Raw genomic sequence first — 18,909 nt, 5'->3', positions numbered from 1 at the left:
GCACCTCATGATCCGCGAAGAATTCCTGCGCTTGGCCGCTGACGGCTACAACCGCATTCCGTTGGCCTGCGAAACCCTGGCCGACTTCGACACGCCGCTGTCGATCTACCTGAAACTGGCCGACCAGCCCAACTCCTATCTGCTCGAATCGGTGCAGGGTGGCGAGAAATGGGGCCGTTATTCGATCATCGGCCTGCCGTGCCGCACTGTGCTGCGGGTGCACGACCATCACGTGAGCATCACCGTCGATGGCGTCGAGACCGAAAGCCATGACGTCGAAGACCCGCTGGCCTTCGTCGAAACCTTCAAGGCCCGCTACAACGTGCCGACCATCGCCGGTCTGCCGCGTTTCAACGGTGGTCTGGTCGGCTACTTCGGTTACGACTGCGTGCGCTATGTCGAGAAACGTCTGGGCAAATGCCCGAACCCGGATCCACTGGGCGTGCCGGACATTCTGCTGATGGTCTCTGATGCGGTGGTGGTGTTCGACAACCTCGCCGGCAAGATGCACGCGATTGTCCTCGCTGACCCGGCGCAAGCCGATGCTTACGAGCAGGGGCAGGCGCAATTGCAGGAACTGCTGGAGAAACTGCGCCAGCCGATCACCCCGCGCCGTGGCCTGGATTTCAGCAAGCAACAAGCGGCTGATCCGGTGTTTCGCTCCAGTTTCACCCAGAGCGACTACGAAAAAGCCGTCGACACCATCAAGGAATACATCCTCGCGGGCGACTGCATGCAGGTCGTGCCGTCGCAGCGCATGTCGATCGACTTCAAGGCGGCGCCGATCGATCTGTATCGTGCGCTGCGTTGCTTCAACCCGACGCCGTACATGTACTTCTTCAACTTCGGCGACTTCCACGTCGTCGGCAGTTCGCCGGAAGTGCTGGTGCGGGTCGAAGACAACCTGATCACCGTGCGCCCGATTGCCGGCACTCGTCCACGCGGAGCCACCGAAGAGGCGGATCTGGCGCTGGAAGAAGATCTGCTGTCGGACGATAAGGAGATCGCCGAGCACCTGATGCTGATCGACCTCGGTCGTAACGACACTGGCCGGGTTTCGGAAATCGGTTCGGTGAAGCTCACCGAGAAAATGGTCATCGAGCGTTATTCCAACGTGATGCACATCGTCTCCAACGTCACCGGCCAGTTGAAGGCCGGGCTGACCGCGATGGACGCACTGCGGGCGATTCTGCCGGCGGGCACCTTGTCCGGCGCGCCGAAGATCCGTGCGATGGAAATCATCGACGAACTGGAGCCGGTCAAGCGTGGCGTGTATGGCGGTGCGGTCGGTTACTTCGCCTGGAACGGCAACATGGACACCGCGATTGCGATTCGTACCGCGGTGATCAAGAACGGCGAACTGCACGTGCAAGCCGGTGGCGGCATTGTGGCCGACTCGGTGCCGGCGCTGGAATGGGAAGAAACCCTGAACAAGCGCCGCGCAATGTTCCGTGCTGTGGCCCTGGCCGAGCAGACACCGGAAAGCTGAGTTCACACAGTCCCCCTGTGGGAGCGAGCTTGCTCGCGAATACGGCCTGACATTCAAAATGGATGTCGGCTGATACACCGCTTTCGCGAGCAAGCCCGCTCCCACATTGTGTTGTGATCAGCCATAAAAAACGCGGCGCCTGTGAGGGCGCCGCGTTTTTTATGCCTGCCAATCAGAAATCCAGACTGACCCCCACGTTCACCCCTTGCTGGGTGAAGTCATCATCCTTGCGCACGTTGTAGCTGGCGCGCAACGCCAAATCCTGCGTGAGCTTGTGGCTCACGCCCAGGTTCAGACGATTGAGGTTGGTCTGCGGCTCGTAGCCTTCGAGCGTGAAGCGATTGCCCGGCAGGCTGTTGAGGTTGATGGTCAGGTCTTGCCGGTCGTCGTTGTACTCACGCTCGTGAGCGAATTCGCCGAACACTTCGGTCTGCGCCGTGATCTGGTACTTGCCTTGAATACCCAGGCCCAGACGTCGCGAGTTGCGTGACTGGTCATCGAAGGTCAGCGCTGTGGCGTCCGCGCCTTTTTCCGAATAACCATCGACTTCAGTCTTGCCGAAGTCGGCGCTGACAAACGGCGACAGGTGCCACGGACTGCTGGCCTGCTGCGCAATGTCGTAGCCGATGCGGCCGCTGATCGCCAGTACATAGCCGTCGGTGTCGCCTTTCTCCCCGCGCTCGTTGACCCCGAGCTGGAATTTACGCTTGAGGCTGTCGTAGTCGAGTTTGCCGGCAGTCATCGCCAGGTCGCCCCACCACCGATCTTGCTGGTACTGGGCGAACGCGGTGCCCATGTAGGAGTTGAGTTTGTATTCGGAGTCAGCGTCGCCGGCTTCGAGTTTCTGGTGGTAGAGACCCGCGGCCAGACCGACCCGCCAGGCTTCGTTGACGCGATAGCTGCCGCCGATATTCAGGTTATAGCCATTGCCATCGGCACTGGCTGCGCTGTGCTGGCCGTCGAAATCCTGATGTTGGCCGCCACCGGCGACAATCGCCCGCCATTGGCCGATGCCCTGCCAGTTTTCCCAGTCGGCCAGCCATTGATTGCGCAGTTCATCCTGGTGCGCGCGCAAGGCGCCTTGAGCCATTTCCGGCAGCAGGGTCAGTTCCCACGGGGCGGCCAGCAGCGAGTAGGCGTAGTCGGCGATCAGGCGTTGGCCGGCTTCGGTCGGGTGCACCGAGTCGTTGTAGATCAATTTGTACGGATCCGGCGTGGCGCTGTTGATGCCGTATCGGGCGTTCTCGGTGCAGCTGTTGCCGCTGAAGCAGGTGGCGGTCAGGTTCTGGTCGGTGGCGAGACCGAACTGCGCCGGGTTGGCGAACACTTCCTTGAGCAGCACTGGAATGTTGAGCGGGATGATTTCAGTGTTGATGCCCTGCAGCTGGCTGACCAGTTCGGTGTTGAACTGCGCGCTGAGCTGCGAGGTGAAACCCTGCAGCGGCGAGCCGTTGATCGCCGGGGTCAGACCGATGTCCGGCAGTAGCCAGACCATGATGTATTTGGCCCCGGCGCCTTGCAGTGTGCGTACGCTGTCGGCCAGGCGATCGGCTGCTGAACTGGCCTGATCGAGGCTGAGCACGCGACCTTGCAGGAAGTCGTTGCCGCCCCCGGACAGGTAATACAGCGCGTTCGGATCGGCACGGAAGCCGTTCGAAGGCAGGTAGCCGGCGCGGGTGCGTTCACCGGTGGCCGACTCCGTGGTGATCGAGTCGAGAATCTGGTCAGTGCGATAGCCGCCGACCGCCCAGTTGTTGCCATCGGGCAGACCTTCGCTGGCGCGTACCGCCGAGGATGAAGAGGCGGTCTGGTTCGGATTGAAACCCAGCTTGCCGCCAATGATCTGGGTGGCATTAAGATCTCGGTTTTCCCCGGTTCCATCCTTGTACAGCGGGCCGGTGCGGTTGGTGTAGCGCTGGGTGGCGCCGGCAGGGCCGCCCGGGTCGCTGAAGGTCCCGGCATCGTTCAGACTGTCGCCGAACACGATGAAGTTGGAATAGGGCGCGGGTGCTGCGTAAGCCTGGGCGCAAGCCATGGCGAGCAGGCATCCGGCAAGCGGTACGAACAACGTCTGTTTGATCATGAGCAAGTCCGTTTATTTATTGTTGTAGTGAACAAAACGACAGTACCAAAAACTTCCGGCCTTTTGCCATCGGTCGCGAACACCCCTGTTGTTTTGCCCCCCGTCAGCCCCGCCATATTGCACGCTCTGCCCAGCTAAGTTACTGTGCCGGAACGTATGAACGAGACCTTCCCCGTGTTGATCGTCAGCAAACTTCTGGATCAAGTCATCAAGGCACACGCCCGTTGGCGTTGGCGCGCCTGAATCTTTTCTGCCGGCCCGGCCGGATCTGTATCGCTTTGCCTTCCTTGCCCGTTTGAAATACCGCTGTGCCGACGCCATCTGTGCGCGTCCGACATCGTGCAGCGCCCTGCGGGCAAGTCATTCGAAGGCTGTCTTCAAGTCAGAATTCAAGAGGTTCGAAACGCCATGTTGCTGATGATCGACAACTACGACTCCTTTACTTACAACGTTGTGCAATACCTGGGCGAGCTGGGGGCCGAGGTCAAGGTCGTGCGCAACGACGAACTGACCATCGCTGAAATCGAAGCGCTCAACCCGGAGCGCATCGTGGTCTCGCCAGGCCCGTGCACGCCGACTGAAGCCGGCATTTCCATCGAAGCCATCAAACATTTCGCCGGCAAACTGCCGATCCTCGGCGTCTGCCTCGGCCATCAGTCCATCGGTCAGGCCTTCGGCGGCGATGTCGTGCGTGCCCGTCAGGTAATGCACGGTAAGACTAGCCCGGTATTCCACGAGGACAAGGGCGTTTTTGCCGGTCTGAATCATCCGCTGACGGTTACCCGCTACCACTCGCTGATCGTCAAACACGATACTTTGCCCGAGTGCCTGGAGCTGACCGCGTGGACGCAGCACGACGACGGCTCGGTCGATGAAATCATGGGCCTGCGTCACAAGACCCTGAACATTGAGGGCGTACAGTTCCACCCTGAGTCGATCCTGACTGAACAGGGCCATGAACTGTTTGCCAACTTCCTCAAACAAACCGGCGGCACGCGCTAAGGACTCCCATGAACATCAAGACAGCCCTGAGCCGTATCGTCGAACACCTCGACCTCAGCACCGAAGAAATGCGCGACGTGATGCGCGAAATCATGACCGGTCAATGCACCGAGGCGCAGATTGGCGCGTTCATGATGGCGATGCGCATGAAGAGCGAGAGCATCGACGAAATCGTCGGCGCGGTTTCCGTGATGCGTGAGCTGGCCGATCAGGTCGAACTCAAGACCCTCGACGGCGTGGTCGATGTGGTCGGCACCGGCGGTGACGGTGCGAACATTTTCAACGTATCGACGGCGTCCGCGTTCGTCGTCGCGGCGGCGGGTTGCACCGTGGCCAAGCACGGTAACCGTGCAGTGTCGGGCAAAAGCGGCAGCGCCGACCTGCTGGAAGCAGCCGGCATCTACCTGAACCTGACGCCGGTACAGGTCGCCCGCTGCATCGATAACGTCGGCATCGGTTTCATGTTTGCCCAAACCCACCACAAAGCCATGAAGTACGCCGCCGGCCCGCGCCGCGATCTCGGCCTGCGTACGCTGTTCAACATGCTCGGCCCGCTTACGAATCCGGCCGGTGTGAAACATCAGGTGGTGGGCGTGTTTACTCCTGCGCTGTGCCGGCCATTGGCCGAAGTCTTGCAGCGCCTGGGCAGCAAGCACGTACTGGTGGTGCATTCGAAGGACGGTCTGGACGAGTTCAGTCTCGCCGCGCCGACCTTCGTCGCTGAACTGAAGAACAACGAAATCACCGAATATTGGGTCGAGCCGGAAGATCTGGGCATGAAGAGCCAGAGCCTGCACGGTCTGTCGGTCGAAGGCCCGGAGGCTTCGCTGGCGCTGATTCGCGATGCGCTGGGCAAGCGCAAGACCGAAAACGGCCAGAAGGCTGCCGAAATGATTGTGCTCAATGCCGGTGCGGCGCTGTACGCGGCTGACCTGGCGACCAGTCTCAAAGAAGGCGTGGCACTTGCGCACGATGCTCTGCACACCGGTCTTGCTCGGGAAAAACTCGAGGAGTTGGGTGCCTTTACCGCGGTATTCAAAGTGGAGAATGAGGGATGAGTGTACCGACGGTTCTGGAAAACATTCTGGCGCGCAAAGTCCAGGAAGTCGCCGAGCGCAGCGCTCGCGTCAGCCTGAGCGAGCTGGAAAGTCTGGCCAAGGCGGCCGATGCACCCCGTGGTTTTGCCCAGGCCCTGCTGGCGCAGGCCAAGACGAAGCAACCGGCGGTGATCGCCGAAATCAAAAAGGCTTCGCCGAGCAAAGGCGTGATCCGCGAAAACTTCGTGCCTGCCGATATCGCCAAGAGCTACGAGAAGGGCGGGGCGACCTGTCTTTCCGTGCTGACCGATATCGACTACTTCCAGGGCGCTGATCTCTACCTGCAACAGGCCCGCGCCGCGTGCAAATTGCCGGTGATCCGCAAGGACTTCATGATCGATCCGTACCAGATCGTCGAAGCCCGTGCGCTGGGCGCCGACTGCGTGCTGCTGATCGTCTCCGCACTGGACGACGTGAAAATGGCCGAGCTGGCCTCGGTTGCCAAAGGCGTCGGTCTCGATGTGCTGGTGGAAGTACATGATGGCGATGAGCTGGAACGCGCATTGAAAACCCTCGACACGCCACTGGTCGGGGTCAACAACCGTAACCTGCACACCTTCGACGTCAGCCTGGAAACCACCCTCGACCTGCTGCCGCGCATCCCGCGCGATCGCCTGGTGATCACCGAGAGCGGCATTCTCAACCGTGCCGATGTCGAGCTGATGGAAATCAGCGACGTCTACGCATTCCTGGTCGGCGAAGCGTTCATGCGCGCGGAAAGCCCGGGCACCGAACTGCAGCGCCTGTTCTTCCCGGAGCGTGGTGTACCGGTCAGTGGTTCGACCCTCGACTGATCACGTCTTTGCAGGCGCCCGCGTCCCCTGTGGGAGCGGGCTTGCCCGCGAAGAGGCCAGTCAATTCCCTACAGATTCCAGATCTGCCGGAGTTCGTCATGTCGCTGCCAGTCCCTCTCCCCATCGAAGCCGGCCTGCAAGCCGAACAAGACCTGTTGGCCTCGATCTGCGCCGGCGACGCCGAATTCGGCCTGCTGTTCTGGCAACCCAGTGATCGCGCCTTGGTCATGCCGCGTCGCCTCAATCGTCTGCCCGGTTTCGAGCATGCCTGCGAAGTCTCCGCTGCTGCCGGTTGGCCGGTATTGCTGCGGGAAACCGGTGGCGAACCGGTCCCGCAATCCGCCTCAACCGTCAACATCGCGTTGGTCTACGCCCCGCCCCGCAGCGAGGGTGATCTGAACCGCATCGAAACCGGCTACCGGCGTCTGTGCGATCCGATCTGCGAGTTGCTGGATGAGTTGGGCGGCACGTCGTCGTTGGGCGAAATCGCCGGCGCGTTCTGCGATGGTCGTTTCAATGTCAATCTCGACGGCCGCAAGATGGTCGGCACCGCTCAGCGCTGGCGCCAGAGTCAGGGCGGTCAGCGTCCGGTGGGGCTGGTGCATGGGGCGATGCTGATGGATAACGAGCGCGAGTCGATGGTCGCGGCGGTCAATCGCTTCAACGAGGCTTGCGGTCTGGAGCAGCGGGTACGGGCCGAAAGCCACATCGCCCTGCATGAGAAGTTCGTCGCGCCAACGGCTTTGGCGCGTCTTGATGAGCTGTTTCGACTGATGCTGGCGCAGGTCTACAGCGCCTGAGTAGCGCGCTTAGCGCGTGCCGAAGACCACCATGGTCTTGCCTTTCACATCGACCAGGTTGCGTTCTTCAAGATCCTTGAGCACGCGACCGACCATCTCCCGCGAACAACCGACAATCCGCCCGATTTCCTGACGCGTCACCTTGATCTGCATGCCGTCCGGGTGGGTCATTGCGTCAGGTTGCTTGCACAACTCCAGCAGGCAACGGGCCACGCGACCGGTGACATCGAAGAACGCCAGGTCGCCGACCTTGCGCGTGGTATTGCGCAGGCGTTGTGCGATTTGTCCGCTGAGAACGTAAAGAATGTCTGGATCCTGCTGCGACAATTCGCGGAACTTCACGTAGCTGATTTCGGCGATTTCACATTCAACCTTGGCCCGCACCCAGGCACTGCGCTCCTGCTCCTGACCCGCTTGTTCGAACAGGCCCAGCTCCCCGAAGAAGTCCCCGGCGTTGAGGTAGGCGATGATCATTTCGCGACCGTCGTCATCTTCGATGAGGATCGTCACCGAGCCCTTGATGATGAAGTACAGGGTGTCCGAGCGATCGCCGGCGCAGATGATGTTGCTCTTGGCCGCATGGCGACGGCGCTGACAATGCATCAACAGCTTGTCGAGGTTCTTGATTTTGGGTGTGGGGGTAATAGCAACCATGGTTGTATCCCGAAAAGACTGCACGGTGATGTTTGATTTTTTATGAGGCGCTGAAGGCGGTCGCTACACAGGCTGACAATTGGCGCCAGCGAATTGGCGCCAGCTTACCAGACACTTCGTCGAAAATTCGAGAAATTACCTACACCGCAGAGGCATCCGTCCTAGGAACACCAAGCGCTGTCAGAGCAAGGGCCTGTGCTAAGCTGGCGACCCTTTTTTCTACAGTGGAGTCTTGGCGATGAAGGCACGCATCCAATGGGCTGGCGAAGCCATGTTCCTCGGCGAATCCGGTAGCGGTCATGTCGTGGTCATGGACGGTCCGCCGGACGCCGGTGGTCGTAATCTGGGTGTTCGCCCGATGGAAATGCTCCTGCTGGGCGTTGGCGGTTGCAGCAACTTCGACGTGGTCAGCATCCTGAAGAAGTCGCGTCAGGCGGTTGAAAGCTGCGAAGCGTTCCTCGAAGCCGAACGCGCGACCGAAGATCCGAAGGTGTTCACCAAGATCCACATGCACTTCGTGGTCAAGGGGCGGGGCCTGAAAGAAGCCCAGGTCAAGCGCGCCATCGAACTGTCTGCCGAGAAGTATTGCTCGGCTTCGATCATGCTCGGCGCGGCCGGCGTGGCGATCACTCACGATTATGAAATCGTCGAACTCGGCTGAGCCGACATTCAACTATCATAAAAGCAGTGCAGACTCTGGCGATCCCTCGCTGACGTCTGCATAATGCGCCACTTTTTTCAGGGCAGTGATCGGTCAGCCGACGGGTCATCCGCCTGAACAGATAACCAAAATCGCCATCGCGAAGAGGTGTTAACCGTCCTACGCAGGTGCGTTGTTCGCACTTGACGGGCATGCTTGATCACGCGGCCGGGCCGCATACATAGAGAGTTTTTAACGGTGAAAAGCAAACTCAAGCTCCACGGGTTCAATAACCTGACAAAGACCTTGAGCTTCAACATCTATGACATCTGCTACGCGGAAACCCCGCAAGACCAGCAGGCTTACGTCGAGTACATCAATCAAGAGTACAACGCCGAACGCCTGACGCAGATTCTCACGGAAGTTGTCGAAATCATTGGTGCCAACATTCTGAACATTGCCAGTCAGAATTATGAGCCTCAGGGTGCCAGCGTCACGATTCTGATCTCGGAAGAGCCGGTGACCCCGACTGACAGCCAGATCGAAGAGTCCCCGGGTCCATTGCCCGAAATCATCCTTGCCCACCTCGACAAGAGTCACATCACGGTGCATACCTATCCGGAAATCCATCCGGACGCCGGTATCGCGACGTTCCGTGTGGACATCGACGTGTCGACCTGTGGTGTCATTTCACCGCTTAAAGCGCTCAACTTCCTCATTCACCAGTTCGATTCGGACATCGTGACCGTGGATTACCGTGTGCGCGGCTTTACCCGTGACGTTGAAGGCAACAAGCACTTCATCGACCACGAGATCAACTCGATCCAGAACTACCTTTCCGAAGACACTCGCGACGCGTACCAGATGACCGACGTGAACGTGTACCAGGAAAACCTGTTCCACACGAAAATGCTGCTGAAGAACTTCGAACTGGACAACTACCTGTTCGGCGACGCCACCAGCAATCTGTCGTCCGAGCAGCGCGCTCAGGTGACCGAGCGTGTGAAACACGAAATGCTGGAAATCTTCTACGCGCGCAACATGCCGACGTAAGATTCCCGGGCACAAAAAAGGCGACTACCGTGCGGTAGTCGCCTTTTTTATTACCGAAAAACAGAACCCTGTGGGAGCGGGCTTGCTCGCGAAGAGGCCCTTTGTGGCAATACAGATCTCAAATCCGATAAGTACTCTTGGTCATCACCTTCGCCAGCAGGCTCATTCCGAACTTCACCGGTGCCGGAAAGCGGAAACCACCCGCATCCAGTGCACTCTCCGCATGATGTTCTTCATCAATGCGCATCTGCTGCAGAATCGCCCGGGACTTCTCGTCCTCGGCCGGTAATTGCTCCAGGTGTTCGTTCAAGTGCTTGCACACCTGATGCTCAGTGGCCGCGACGAAACCGAGGCTGACCTTGTCACTGATCAGGCCGGCCACAGCGCCAATGCCGAACGACATCCCGTAGAACAACGGATTGAGCACGCTGGTATGGCTGCCCAGTTGATGGATGCGCTGTTCGCACCACACCAGATGGTCGATTTCTTCTTCGGCGGCGTGTTCCATGGCCGCACGTACCTGCGGCAACTTGGCGGTCAGCGCCTGCCCCTGGTACAGCGCCTGGGCGCAGACTTCACCGGTGTGGTTGATGCGCATCAGGCCGGCGACATGGCGGGTGTCTTCGTCGCTCATCTGCACATCCGGCTGCACGATGGCGGGTGACGGGCGGTACGGCTGGCCACTGAAGGGCAGCAGGGTGCGCATCGCGGCATCGGCTTGCAGCAGAAGACGGTCAATCGGCGAGTAGTGACGTTGGGTAGTCATGCTGACCTCCGGGAAAAATCTCGACGGCCAGTTTAACCGAATCGGCCGGGGAAGGTTTGCGCTGGGTCATTTGCCATGCGGAGAGCACGGTGGTGTTTTTGTGGGAGCGGGCTTGCTCGCGAAGACGTCAGCACATTCAAAGTATCAGTGCCAGACAATCCGCTTTCGCGAGCAAGCCCGCTCCCACAGGGTCTGATGCAGTGAATCAGCCCGGTGGCCAGTTCATCTGACGCTGACCGAGTACGTGCATATGAATGTGATAGACGGTTTGCCCACCTTGTTCATTGCAGTTCATCACTACCCGGAAGCCTTCCTCGCAGCCCAGCTCCAGTGCCAGACGCTGGGCAGTGAACAGGATGTGCCCGGCCAGTGCCTTGTCGTCTTCGGTCAGGTCGTTGAGGGTACGCACCGGTTTCTTCGGGATCACCAGAAAATGCACCGGTGCCTGAGGAGCGATGTCGTGGAACGCCAGAACCTGGTCGTCCTCGTAAATGATCTTGGCCGGGATCTCCCGGTTGATGATCTTGGTGAACAGAGTATCCACTGCTGTTTTCTCCGTTGTGTGGGCTGGCCTGAGTGTACGCATGGGGAATGCCCCCGCCCAGTGTTTTGCCGTAGGACAGTTCAGCGCGGGCAGTAAGCCTTGTTGACCATGCCGACGAGGGTGCGATTGAGCCAGCGCGAGCCGAGGCGTGGCAGGAAGGCGAACCAGCGATTGCGCCTCCCGGGAATGATGATGGCGCGGTTTTTCTCCAGCGCACGCACGGTGTACAGCGCGACTTCCTCGGGACTCATCAGCAGTTTGCTGTCCTTGAGTTTGTCGCTGTTGAGCTGCGCCGTGCGGAAAAATGCAGTGCGGGTCGGGCCGGGGCAAAGCACCGAAACCTTGACCGCGCTCTGTTTGAGCTCCACTCGCAGGGCTTCGGAGAAGTGCAATACATAGGCTTTGCTGGCGTAATAAGTGCTCATCCACGGACCGGGATTGAACGCCGCCACCGAGGCGACGTTGAGAATCTGCCCGCCGCCCTGCAGCGCCATGCTGTTGCCGATGGCGTGGCACAGGCGGGTGAGGGCGAGGATGTTGACTTCGATCAGGTCCTGCTCGGTCATCCAGTCCTGGGCGAGGAATGGGCCGCAGGTGCCGATGCCAGCGCAATTGACCAGCAGATCGATCTGCCGGTCGCCTTCTTCCAGTTCCAGCAGGAACCCGGACAAGCGCAATGGCTCGCCCAGGTCGCAGGCGCGGAACAACACCTCCACGCCAAAACGCTGGGTCAGTTCGATCGCGATACTTTCCAGCTGATCACGCTGGCGAGCCACCAGAATCAGGCTGCGGCCGCGCCGGGCCAGAGCTTCAGCCAGGGCCAGGCCGATGCCGCTGGAGGCGCCAGTGATCAGAGCGTAACGGGTCATGCAATTCTCCATCGCAACAGCTCCGCGCCAGCGACGCAGGTGTCACGGCGGGGAGCGCTGTTCATTCTTTCGCAGAGTCTACAGGGGCCGGGGCCGCTTCGGCTGCATCGTCCACGGAATTCGCCGGTTCAGTCTCGACATCGACTTCATCGGTGGTGACCGAGCCGCTTTCGTAGCTGCTCTCAAGGTTGCTTTCGTATTCCTGCTGAATGGCCGAGATGCCGCCGAGCATGCCGCCGGCAAATACCAGGGCGAAGAACACGATCCACAACGAGCACAACACTTTGACCGCGGTACTGTTGGGTGGCGGTGGCGGGCCGTAGCGGTTCGCCCCGGTATTGCCCGGCACGACCATGATCACCAGCGGGAAGAAGCTGCCCACGAACGGCACCAGGTTCAGCAGCCACAGCCAGCCAGACCATCCGATATCGTGCAGGCGCTGCACGCTGAACAGGATGCTGACAATGATGAAGCCGAGGAACAGGAAGAACGCGAATATCCCGCCGATGATCAGACCGGTGGTGGAGTCGCCGCTGACCAGTCCGAGCGCGAGCAGAGCGAATATGCCAACGATCGGCAGGGTTACCAGGCTCAGTACCATCGTCCAGGCCAAAAACCGCAGGCGACCGATCCGGCCTTCAACGCTGAAGGGCTTGAGCACAGCGAAGGCCGGCAGGTTCTCGCCAACCTCGGCGCGTGGTGGTGCGTAGGGGGAGGCTGGTTCTGCAATGACGGGCTGATGTTCGTGCACATCCGCCAGATTCAGCTCGATTGCCGTTTCCGCCTCAATCCGCGCGTCGATCCCGGTTTTGCTCAGTGCTTGCAGATAAGTCTGCGCATCACTGTGAGTCAGGTCGCGCTTGAGGGCGACGGTGCTGCCGTTGAACAGGCGCTCGATGGCAGCGACATCGCTTTTGAACAGGGCCGCCAGATTGAGCTTGGCGGTGGTGAGATCGACGCCGGGCTGCAGAGCACCGTCGAAAACGATCTTGTAACGAGGTTCGCTCATGGTCGGGGCATCCTTGTCGCGAATCAATTGAAAGTCAGCAAGTGTAAGGCCAGTCGGTCGATCACTGGCCTGATTTTTCTCAGCGCGGCCAGCGTTTGGGCAATTGCGCCGCGCGTTCCAGCGCCTGACGATATTCCGCGTCGAGCCGGGCGATCAACTGATCCACACTCGGCAAGTCATCAATCTGGCCCACGCCCTGGCCGGCGGACCATACGGTCTTCCAAGCCTTGGCTTCGTCGTTGATCGGTTTGAGCTTGTCGCCGAAATTGACCTCACCCTTGCCTTGCAGCGCGGCCATGTCGAAACCTGCCGCCTCCAGGCTTTGGCGCATGAAGCTGGCCGGTACGCCAGAGACGGCAGGAGTATGAATGATGTCCGCCGCTTTGGCCGTCAGCAGCATGTCCTTGTAGGCGTCAGGCGCATGACTTTCGGTGGTGCCGATAAATCGCGTTCCGAAGTAGGCCAGATCCGCGCCGAGCAGTTGTGCGGCCAGGATCTCATGGCCGTGGTTCAGACATCCTGCAAGCAGCAGGGTTTTATCGAAGAACTCGCGGATCTCGGCGATCAGTGCAAACGGGCTCCAGGTGCCGGCATGGCCCCCGGCGCCCGCCGCAACGGCGATCAATCCGTCGACTCCGGCTTCGGCGGCCTTCTCGGCATGCCGGCGCGTGGTCACATCGTGGAACACCAGACCGCCGTAGCTGTGCACGGCATCGACCAGCTCCTTCACCGCACCGAGGCTGGTGATGACAATCGGCACCTTGTGTTCAACGCAGATGTCCAGGTCCGCCTGCAGGCGCGGGTTGCTGTTGTGCACGATCAGGTTCACTGCATACGGCGCTGGGTTGTCCAGTGTCGCCAGGCCCGCTTCAATCTCCTCCAGCCAGGCCTTGAAACCGCTGCTTTCACGCTGGTTCAGCGCCGGGAAACTGCCGACCACGCCGTTACGGCAGCAGGCGAGCACCAGCTCCGGGTTGGAGATCAGGAACATCGGCGCCGCCACTACCGGCAAGCGCAGACGTTGTTCGAGCAGAGCGGGCAGCGACATTGGAAATCCCCCGAAGTGTGATGCCTGTTATGAAATTAGAACGGCTTGACCACGACCAGAATTACGATAGCCAGCAATATCAGAACCGGCACTTCATTGAACCAGCGATAAAAGACATGGCTGCGGGTGTTCTCGCCACGGGCGAAGCGTTTTACCTGCGCACCGCACATGTGGTGGTAACCGATAAGCAAGACCACCAGGGTCAGCTTGGCGTGAATCCAGCCGCCCATGCTGAAGATGCCCGGATTGAGGTAGATCAGCCAGCCGCCGAAGATCAGCGTGGCGATCATCGCCGGGCCCATGATGCCGCGATACAGCTTGCGCTCCATGACGCTGAAGCGCTCCTTGCTGAGCGTGTCTTCACTTTGTGCGTGATAAACGAACAGTCGCGGCAGGTAGAACAGCCCGGCAAACCAGCACACGACGCTGACGATGTGAAAGGCTTTGATCCATAGATAGAGCATTTTTGGTTATTTCCAGGTTCACGGTAGCCGGGATAGTAGAGGCTTGAGCGTCCGCACGTCACCTTGACGGTTGTCGCAGGGGCGCGCGGCCCCTATTATCGACGGCTTTCCAGTGGGTTCGTTGAGGGCAGGTTTATGGTCAAGGTCGGTATCGTCGGCGGCACGGGTTACACCGGTGTCGAACTGCTGCGTCTGTTGGCACAGCATCCGCAGGCAGAAGTGGTGGTGATCACTTCCCGATCCGAGGCCGGTCTGGCCGTGGCTGACATGTACCCGAACCTGCGCGGCCACTATGACGGTCTGGCGTTCAGCGTTCCCGATATCAAGACCCTTGGCGCTTGTGATGTGGTGTTCTTCGCCACTCCGCACGGCGTTGCCCATGCGTTGGCCGGTGAACTGCTGGCGGCGGGCACCAAGGTCATCGACCTGTCAGCGGACTTCCGTCTGCAGGACGCTGAAGAATGGGCCAAGTGGTACGGCCAGCCACACGGTGCGCCGGAATTGCTGGACGAGGCGGTCTACGGTCTGCCGGAAGTCAATCGCGAGCAGATCAAGAAGGCTCGTCTGATCGCCGTTCCCGGCTGCTATCCAACCGCTACGCAGTTGGGTTTCCTGCCGCTGCTTGAGGCGGGTCTGGCTGACACTTCGCGTCTGATCGCTGACTGCAAATCCGGCGTCAGCGGTGCCGGTCGCGGCGCGTCTGTAGGCTCGCTGTACTCCGAGACGTCGGAAAGCATGAAGGCTTACGCGGTGAAAGGTCACCGTCATCTGCCGGAAATTCGCCAGGGCCTGCGTCGCGCTGCCGGTAAGGACGTTGGTCTGACCTTCGTGCCGCACCTGACGCCGATGATCCGTGGCATTCACTCCACGCTCTATGCGACCGTGGTCGATCGTTCGGTGGATCTGCAGGCGCTGTTTGAAAAGCGTTATGCCAACGAGCCGTTTGTCGATGTGATGCCCTCCGGCAGCCATCCGGAAACCCGCAGCGTGCGTGGCGCCAATGTCTGCCGCATTGCAGTGCATCGTCCGCAGGATGGTGATCTGGTGGTGGTGCTGTCGGTGATCGACAACCTGGTCAAAGGCGCGTCGGGTCAGGCGGTGCAGAACATGAATATCCTGTTCGGCCTGGATGAGCGCTTCGGCCTGTCCCACGCCGGCATGCTGCCGTAACACTTTCGGCAACACAGCAAAAAGGCCCGTCAAACGGGCCTTTTTGCATTCTGGGCAGTTGGTCGGGTTTATTGATATACCGTAACAATAGTTGACCGATTTTCTAGGACAAGCGGATAATGCGCGTCATCACGCATTATGGCGGCGTAACGCCGGGAGATAGTCAGCATGAGCGTCGAATCCTTCACCCCCACGGCTTTGCAATTCACCCAAGGTGCTGCGCACAAGGTGAAGAGCCTGGTCGATGAAGAGGGGAATGATCGCTTGAAGCTGCGCGTATTCGTTACGGGCGGCGGTTGTTCGGGGTTTCAGTACGGCTTCACCTTCGATGAGGATGTGGCCGAGGACGACACCATCGTCGAGCGCGAAGGCGTGAGTCTGGTGGTCGATCCGATGAGTTTCCAGTACCTGGCGGGTGCCGAAGTGGACTACCAGGAAGGTCTGGAAGGTTCGCGCTTTGTGATCAAGAACCCGAACGCCACCACGACCTGTGGTTGCGGCTCTTCGTTCTCGATCTGATCGCACCTCGCTACACACAACAAAACGCCGCAGAGCCTTACGGTTCTGCGGCGTTTTTTGTTGTCGGCGTTTTGTTCAGTTGGGGTAAATGGCGCCGAGTATCCGCAGGCCTTTGGCGCCGGTGACGCTCGGACGGTTGGCGGCAATGCCATCGAGGCAGCAATGGGCCAGCCAGGCGAAGGCCATTGCCTCGACCCAGTCCGGATCGACGCCGTGAGTGGCGGTGCTGGCCACGGTAGCGTTTGGCAACAGGTCGGCCAGACGCTTCATCAGCGTGACGTTGTGAGCGCCGCCGCCGCAGACCAGCATTTCCCGGGTATCGGCTTGAGCGGTTTGCAGCGACTCGACAATGGTCAGCGCCGTCAGTTCGAGCAGCGTTGCCTGGACGTTTTCAGGGGCGAAGCTCGGTAGCTCTGAGAGATGGTGTTCCAGCCAAGGCAGGTTGAACACTTCCCGGCCAGTACTCTTTGGACCTTTGGTCACGAAGAACGGATCGCTGAGCAGCGCTTTCAGCAAGACTGGCTCGACGGTGCCGGTGGCTGCCCACTGACCGTTGCGATCATAGTTCTCGCCGCGTTGCTGATGAATCCAGGCATCCATCAGCACATTCCCAGGGCCGCAGTCGAAACCGGCTACAGGCCTGGTCGGCTCAATCAGACTCAGATTGCTGAAACCGCCGACATTCAAGACCGCACGGTTACCGCTACGCTCCTCGAACAAAGCTTCATGGAAGGCAGGCACCAGCGGCGCACCCTGGCCACCAGCAGCCACATCACGGCTGCGGAAGTCACTGATCACGGTGATGCCGGTCAGCTCGGTCAGTAGTGCGGGATTGCCGATCTGCACGGTGAAGCCGCGAGCGGGCTCATGGCGAATGGTCTGACCGTGGCTGCCGATTGCGCGAATGGCTTCAGGTTTGAGTTGCTGCTGATCGAGGAGGGTGTTGATGCCCTGTGCGGCGAGTTTTACCCAGTGCTGCTGGGCGAGCGCCGAGCGGGCGATCTCGTCAGGGCCGCTGGCGCACAGGCCAAGCAGCTCGGTGCGCAGGGATTCGGGCATGGGGATGTAGTGCGTGGCAATCAGTCTGATCGCCGAGGTCTGCTCGATCAGGGCGATGTCCAGCCCGTCGAGACTGGTGCCGGACATCACGCCGATATAAAGAGCCATGGCTTAGCGCTTGCTCGAAGCCAGCATGGTGGCCTTCTCTTGGTCCATGCGGGCCATCAATGGCTGGCTCTGTGCAAGGAAGCGTGCGCGCTCGGATTTGGCGATCGGATCAGCCATCGGCAGCTTCTGGCCCAGTGGGTCGACGTGAACGCCGTTGACCTGGAACTCATAGTGCAAGTGCGGTCCGGTGGACAGGCCGGTGGTACCGATATAGCCGATTACCTGGCCCTGCTTGACAGTGCCGCCGGTTTTCACGCCCTTGGCGAAGCCTTGCATGTGGCCATACAACGTGCGGTAGGTGTTGCCATGCTGGATGATCACCGTGTTGCCGTAGCCACCGCGGCGACCAGCCAGCAGCACTTTACCGTCGCCGGCAGCCTTGATTGGCGTACCGCGTGGAGCTGCGTAATCGACGCCTTTGTGGGCGCGGATCTTGTTGAGGATCGGGTGTTTGCGGCCCATGGAGAATTTAGAACTGATGCGGGCGAAGTCCACCGGGGTACGGATGAATGCCTTGCGCATGCTGTTGCCATCGGCGGTGTAATAGCTGCTGTTGCCTTGTTTATTGGTGTAACGCACGGCAGTGTAGGTCTTGCCGCGGTTGGTGAAGCGCGCAGACAGGATCGGGCCGGTGCCCACTGCCTTGCCGTTGACCACTTTCTGCTCGTAGATCACGTCGAATTCGTCACCCTGGCGGATGTCCTGTGCAAAGTCGACGTCGTAGCCGAATACGCTGGCCATATCCATGGTCAGGCTATGGGACAGGCCTGCGCGGGCAGCGGATTGTGACAGTGAGCTATTGATCACGCCGTGCACGTAAGCCGTGCGAACGGTAGGTTTAGCGGTGACGCGGTTGAATGCATAGCCCTTGTCGTTCTTGGTCAGGGTGATGGTTTCAACGTCGCTGACCTTGCTGTGCAGGCTGGTCAGTTGGCCTTGCGGATTCAGTTCGAACTCGAGCTTCTGGCCGTGCTTGAGCTGGCTGAACTGTTTGGCTTGTTTATCACTGGCCAGGACTTCATGCACGGCGGCGGCTGGCAGGCCGACTTTCTCGAATAATGTAGAGAGCGTATCGCCCTTTGAGACGATGACTTCGCGATGTCCCGGGGCTTTGGGTTTTTCCGCAGCCGGAGCAGGCGCAGGTGCGGCCTCAGCGGTTTTCGGGGTGTCTTCGGTGCTGTTTTCGATTTGGGCGAAAGGTGAGGCTACTGGCTCATTTGTGGCTTGAACCGCGTCAGCAGCGTCTTGATCTTGTGTCAGTTGTTCAGCAGGACTTTCCAGTTCAAGGCTCAGGGTCGTCTTCTTGGCTTCAACATCACTGGAAGGGAATACCAGGAGCGCCAGGCTGAGAAGAGCGGCGATTCCACTTGCGGCAAGCAGGTGGGTCTTCGGGTAAAGCGGTGGCGCTTTAGACGGTTCAGTGGTCATAAGTAATTTTGACTTTGAAAAAAGATGAATTGGAAAAGATGAATGACATGATGAAGATGAAATAACTGTATAAAATATAACCAAATCATCCCCGAAGCAAGTCTACAGACAGCCTGTCTGCAGATTGGTGTCCGTGCGCCGGGCAAAACTTGTAATTGGTGCACGATCTTGTATGGTTGGTTCCCTTTGAATCTGAGCCTTGCGGGTCTGTTATGAAGTCGGTTGAAGAGCAGCTAGCGCTGATTAAACGTGGTGCGGAAGAACTATTGGTCGAGTCCGAGCTGATCGAGAAGCTCAAGCGCGGCCAGCCGCT

20 protein-coding genes (1 of these 20 only partly in view) are annotated in these 18,909 nt (G+C 59.7%); 10 read left to right on the top strand and 10 right to left on the bottom strand.

All coding sequences use genetic code 11. From position 1 onward, the window contains the following. The first annotated feature begins 7 nt into the window (after positions 1–7). Positions 8–1,489 carry an anthranilate synthase component I gene (gene trpE, locus V9L13_RS17855; protein WP_003228804.1) on the top strand — a complete coding sequence of 494 codons (1,482 nt, stop codon included), beginning with the start codon at positions 8–10 and terminating at the stop codon, positions 1,487–1,489. 172 nt (positions 1,490–1,661) lie between these two features. Here the strand turns inward: trpE and estP are convergent, their stop codons facing one another. Then, the gene (estP, locus tag V9L13_RS17850) at positions 1,662–3,572 is read right to left on the bottom strand and encodes an esterase EstP (protein WP_338800131.1); all 1,911 of its coding nucleotides are present in this window, start codon (positions 3,570–3,572) and stop codon (positions 1,662–1,664) included. A 408-nt stretch (positions 3,573–3,980) separates the two neighbouring features. Here estP and V9L13_RS17845 point away from each other — a divergent pair, with 408 nt between their 5' ends. From V9L13_RS17845 to V9L13_RS17830, 4 genes are all read left to right on the top strand, one after another. Next, on the top strand, positions 3,981–4,574 hold the full coding sequence (locus V9L13_RS17845) for an aminodeoxychorismate/anthranilate synthase component II (protein WP_003228801.1): 594 nt from the start codon (positions 3,981–3,983) through the stop codon (positions 4,572–4,574). A gap of 8 nt (positions 4,575–4,582) precedes the next feature. Further along, the gene (gene trpD / locus V9L13_RS17840; protein ID WP_003228800.1) at positions 4,583–5,632 is read left to right on the top strand and encodes an anthranilate phosphoribosyltransferase; all 1,050 of its coding nucleotides are present in this window, start codon (positions 4,583–4,585) and stop codon (positions 5,630–5,632) included. Continuing rightward, entirely contained in the window at positions 5,629–6,465 is an 837-nt protein-coding gene (gene trpC / locus V9L13_RS17835) for an indole-3-glycerol phosphate synthase TrpC (RefSeq protein WP_103520814.1), read from the top strand. Before trpD ends, trpC begins: the two co-directional genes overlap by 4 nt. Before the next feature lie 98 nt (positions 6,466–6,563). After that, on the top strand, positions 6,564–7,265 hold the full coding sequence (locus tag V9L13_RS17830; RefSeq protein ID WP_338800130.1) for a lipoate--protein ligase family protein: 702 nt from the start codon (positions 6,564–6,566) through the stop codon (positions 7,263–7,265). A gap of 9 nt (positions 7,266–7,274) precedes the next feature. Here V9L13_RS17830 and crp read toward each other — a convergent pair whose 3' ends face one another. Then, positions 7,275–7,919, bottom strand: a complete 645-nt coding sequence (gene crp, locus V9L13_RS17825) for a cAMP-activated global transcriptional regulator CRP (RefSeq protein ID WP_003228797.1) — start codon at positions 7,917–7,919, stop codon at positions 7,275–7,277. 238 nt (positions 7,920–8,157) lie between these two features. Here crp and V9L13_RS17820 point away from each other — a divergent pair, with 238 nt between their 5' ends. Next, on the top strand, positions 8,158–8,580 hold the full coding sequence (locus tag V9L13_RS17820) for an OsmC family protein (RefSeq protein WP_003228794.1): 423 nt from the start codon (positions 8,158–8,160) through the stop codon (positions 8,578–8,580). A gap of 237 nt (positions 8,581–8,817) precedes the next feature. Then, positions 8,818–9,612 (top strand): adenosylmethionine decarboxylase, encoded by a 795-nt coding sequence (gene speD / locus V9L13_RS17815; protein ID WP_003228791.1) that lies wholly within the window; start codon positions 8,818–8,820, stop codon positions 9,610–9,612. A gap of 118 nt (positions 9,613–9,730) precedes the next feature. Here the strand turns inward: speD and coq7 are convergent, their stop codons facing one another. The 6 genes from coq7 to hemJ all read right to left on the bottom strand — a co-directional run bounded on the left by coq7 (position 9,731) and on the right by hemJ (position 14,312). Next, the gene (gene coq7, locus V9L13_RS17810; RefSeq protein ID WP_045122655.1) at positions 9,731–10,378 is read right to left on the bottom strand and encodes a 2-polyprenyl-3-methyl-6-methoxy-1,4-benzoquinone monooxygenase; all 648 of its coding nucleotides are present in this window, start codon (positions 10,376–10,378) and stop codon (positions 9,731–9,733) included. Between the two features lie 205 nt (positions 10,379–10,583). Next, a complete protein-coding gene (locus V9L13_RS17805) occupies positions 10,584–10,922 on the bottom strand; it encodes a histidine triad nucleotide-binding protein (protein ID WP_127647765.1) in 339 nt (112 codons plus the stop codon). A gap of 80 nt (positions 10,923–11,002) precedes the next feature. Beyond that, positions 11,003–11,791, bottom strand: a complete 789-nt coding sequence (locus tag V9L13_RS17800; protein WP_045122654.1) for an SDR family oxidoreductase — start codon at positions 11,789–11,791, stop codon at positions 11,003–11,005. Between the two features lie 61 nt (positions 11,792–11,852). Then, entirely contained in the window at positions 11,853–12,800 is a 948-nt protein-coding gene (locus V9L13_RS17795; protein ID WP_338800129.1) for a DUF805 domain-containing protein, read from the bottom strand. Positions 12,801–12,879: 79 nt separating this feature from the next. Further along, complete coding sequence (locus V9L13_RS17790) at positions 12,880–13,848, bottom strand: nitronate monooxygenase family protein (RefSeq protein ID WP_338800128.1); 969 nt, start codon at positions 13,846–13,848, stop codon at positions 12,880–12,882. A 35-nt stretch (positions 13,849–13,883) separates the two neighbouring features. Next, positions 13,884–14,312, bottom strand: a complete 429-nt coding sequence (hemJ, locus tag V9L13_RS17785; protein WP_338800127.1) for a protoporphyrinogen oxidase HemJ — start codon at positions 14,310–14,312, stop codon at positions 13,884–13,886. 135 nt (positions 14,313–14,447) lie between these two features. Here hemJ and argC point away from each other — a divergent pair, with 135 nt between their 5' ends. Next, positions 14,448–15,482, top strand: coding sequence for an N-acetyl-gamma-glutamyl-phosphate reductase (gene argC, locus V9L13_RS17780; RefSeq protein WP_338800126.1), 1,035 nt, complete (start codon positions 14,448–14,450; stop codon positions 15,480–15,482). 168 nt (positions 15,483–15,650) lie between these two features. Continuing rightward, positions 15,651–16,001 (top strand): iron-sulfur cluster insertion protein ErpA, encoded by a 351-nt coding sequence (gene erpA / locus V9L13_RS17775; protein ID WP_003228776.1) that lies wholly within the window; start codon positions 15,651–15,653, stop codon positions 15,999–16,001. A 75-nt stretch (positions 16,002–16,076) separates the two neighbouring features. On the opposite strand, the gene V9L13_RS17770 is transcribed toward erpA, so the two are convergent. Beyond that, positions 16,077–17,168: an anhydro-N-acetylmuramic acid kinase gene (locus V9L13_RS17770; RefSeq protein ID WP_338800125.1), complete on the bottom strand. Its 1,092-nt coding sequence runs from the start codon at positions 17,166–17,168 to the stop codon at positions 16,077–16,079. Between the two features lie 3 nt (positions 17,169–17,171). Then, positions 17,172–18,596 carry a peptidoglycan DD-metalloendopeptidase family protein gene (locus V9L13_RS17765; protein WP_003228772.1) on the bottom strand — a complete coding sequence of 475 codons (1,425 nt, stop codon included), beginning with the start codon at positions 18,594–18,596 and terminating at the stop codon, positions 17,172–17,174. Between the two features lie 212 nt (positions 18,597–18,808). Between V9L13_RS17765 and tyrS the strand changes: the two genes are divergently transcribed. Beyond that, on the top strand, positions 18,809–18,909 hold the 5' end (the start) of the coding sequence (gene tyrS / locus V9L13_RS17760; RefSeq protein ID WP_338800124.1) for a tyrosine--tRNA ligase. The gene runs 1,099 nt beyond the window's last position; the window shows 101 of its 1,200 coding nt (coding positions 1–101); it begins with the start codon at positions 18,809–18,811; its stop codon lies beyond the right edge, outside the window.

This window comes from Pseudomonas sp. RSB 5.4 (assembly GCF_037126175.1).
Taxonomy (GTDB): domain Bacteria; phylum Pseudomonadota; class Gammaproteobacteria; order Pseudomonadales; family Pseudomonadaceae; genus Aquipseudomonas; species Aquipseudomonas fluorescens_H.
The sequence above is the reverse complement of the archived record's forward strand: the minus strand, read 5'-3'. Positions and strand labels throughout refer to the sequence as shown.

Coding starts and splice junctions, on each gene's coding strand:
- trpE (WP_003228804.1), top strand. CDS start 8: ATGATCCGCGAAGAATTCCTGCGCTTGGCCGCTGACGGCTACAACCGC.
- estP (WP_338800131.1), bottom strand. CDS start 3,572: ATGATCAAACAGACGTTGTTCGTACCGCTTGCCGGATGCCTGCTCGCC.
- V9L13_RS17845 (WP_003228801.1), top strand. CDS start 3,981: ATGTTGCTGATGATCGACAACTACGACTCCTTTACTTACAACGTTGTG.
- trpD (WP_003228800.1), top strand. CDS start 4,583: ATGAACATCAAGACAGCCCTGAGCCGTATCGTCGAACACCTCGACCTC.
- trpC (WP_103520814.1), top strand. CDS start 5,629: ATGAGTGTACCGACGGTTCTGGAAAACATTCTGGCGCGCAAAGTCCAG.
- V9L13_RS17830 (WP_338800130.1), top strand. CDS start 6,564: ATGTCGCTGCCAGTCCCTCTCCCCATCGAAGCCGGCCTGCAAGCCGAA.
- crp (WP_003228797.1), bottom strand. CDS start 7,919: ATGGTTGCTATTACCCCCACACCCAAAATCAAGAACCTCGACAAGCTG.
- V9L13_RS17820 (WP_003228794.1), top strand. CDS start 8,158: ATGAAGGCACGCATCCAATGGGCTGGCGAAGCCATGTTCCTCGGCGAA.
- coq7 (WP_045122655.1), bottom strand. CDS start 10,378: ATGACTACCCAACGTCACTACTCGCCGATTGACCGTCTTCTGCTGCAA.
- V9L13_RS17800 (WP_045122654.1), bottom strand. CDS start 11,791: ATGACCCGTTACGCTCTGATCACTGGCGCCTCCAGCGGCATCGGCCTG.
- V9L13_RS17795 (WP_338800129.1), bottom strand. CDS start 12,800: ATGAGCGAACCTCGTTACAAGATCGTTTTCGACGGTGCTCTGCAGCCC.
- V9L13_RS17790 (WP_338800128.1), bottom strand. CDS start 13,848: ATGTCGCTGCCCGCTCTGCTCGAACAACGTCTGCGCTTGCCGGTAGTG.
- hemJ (WP_338800127.1), bottom strand. CDS start 14,312: ATGCTCTATCTATGGATCAAAGCCTTTCACATCGTCAGCGTCGTGTGC.
- argC (WP_338800126.1), top strand. CDS start 14,448: ATGGTCAAGGTCGGTATCGTCGGCGGCACGGGTTACACCGGTGTCGAA.
- erpA (WP_003228776.1), top strand. CDS start 15,651: ATGAGCGTCGAATCCTTCACCCCCACGGCTTTGCAATTCACCCAAGGT.
- V9L13_RS17770 (WP_338800125.1), bottom strand. CDS start 17,168: ATGGCTCTTTATATCGGCGTGATGTCCGGCACCAGTCTCGACGGGCTG.
- V9L13_RS17765 (WP_003228772.1), bottom strand. CDS start 18,596: ATGACCACTGAACCGTCTAAAGCGCCACCGCTTTACCCGAAGACCCAC.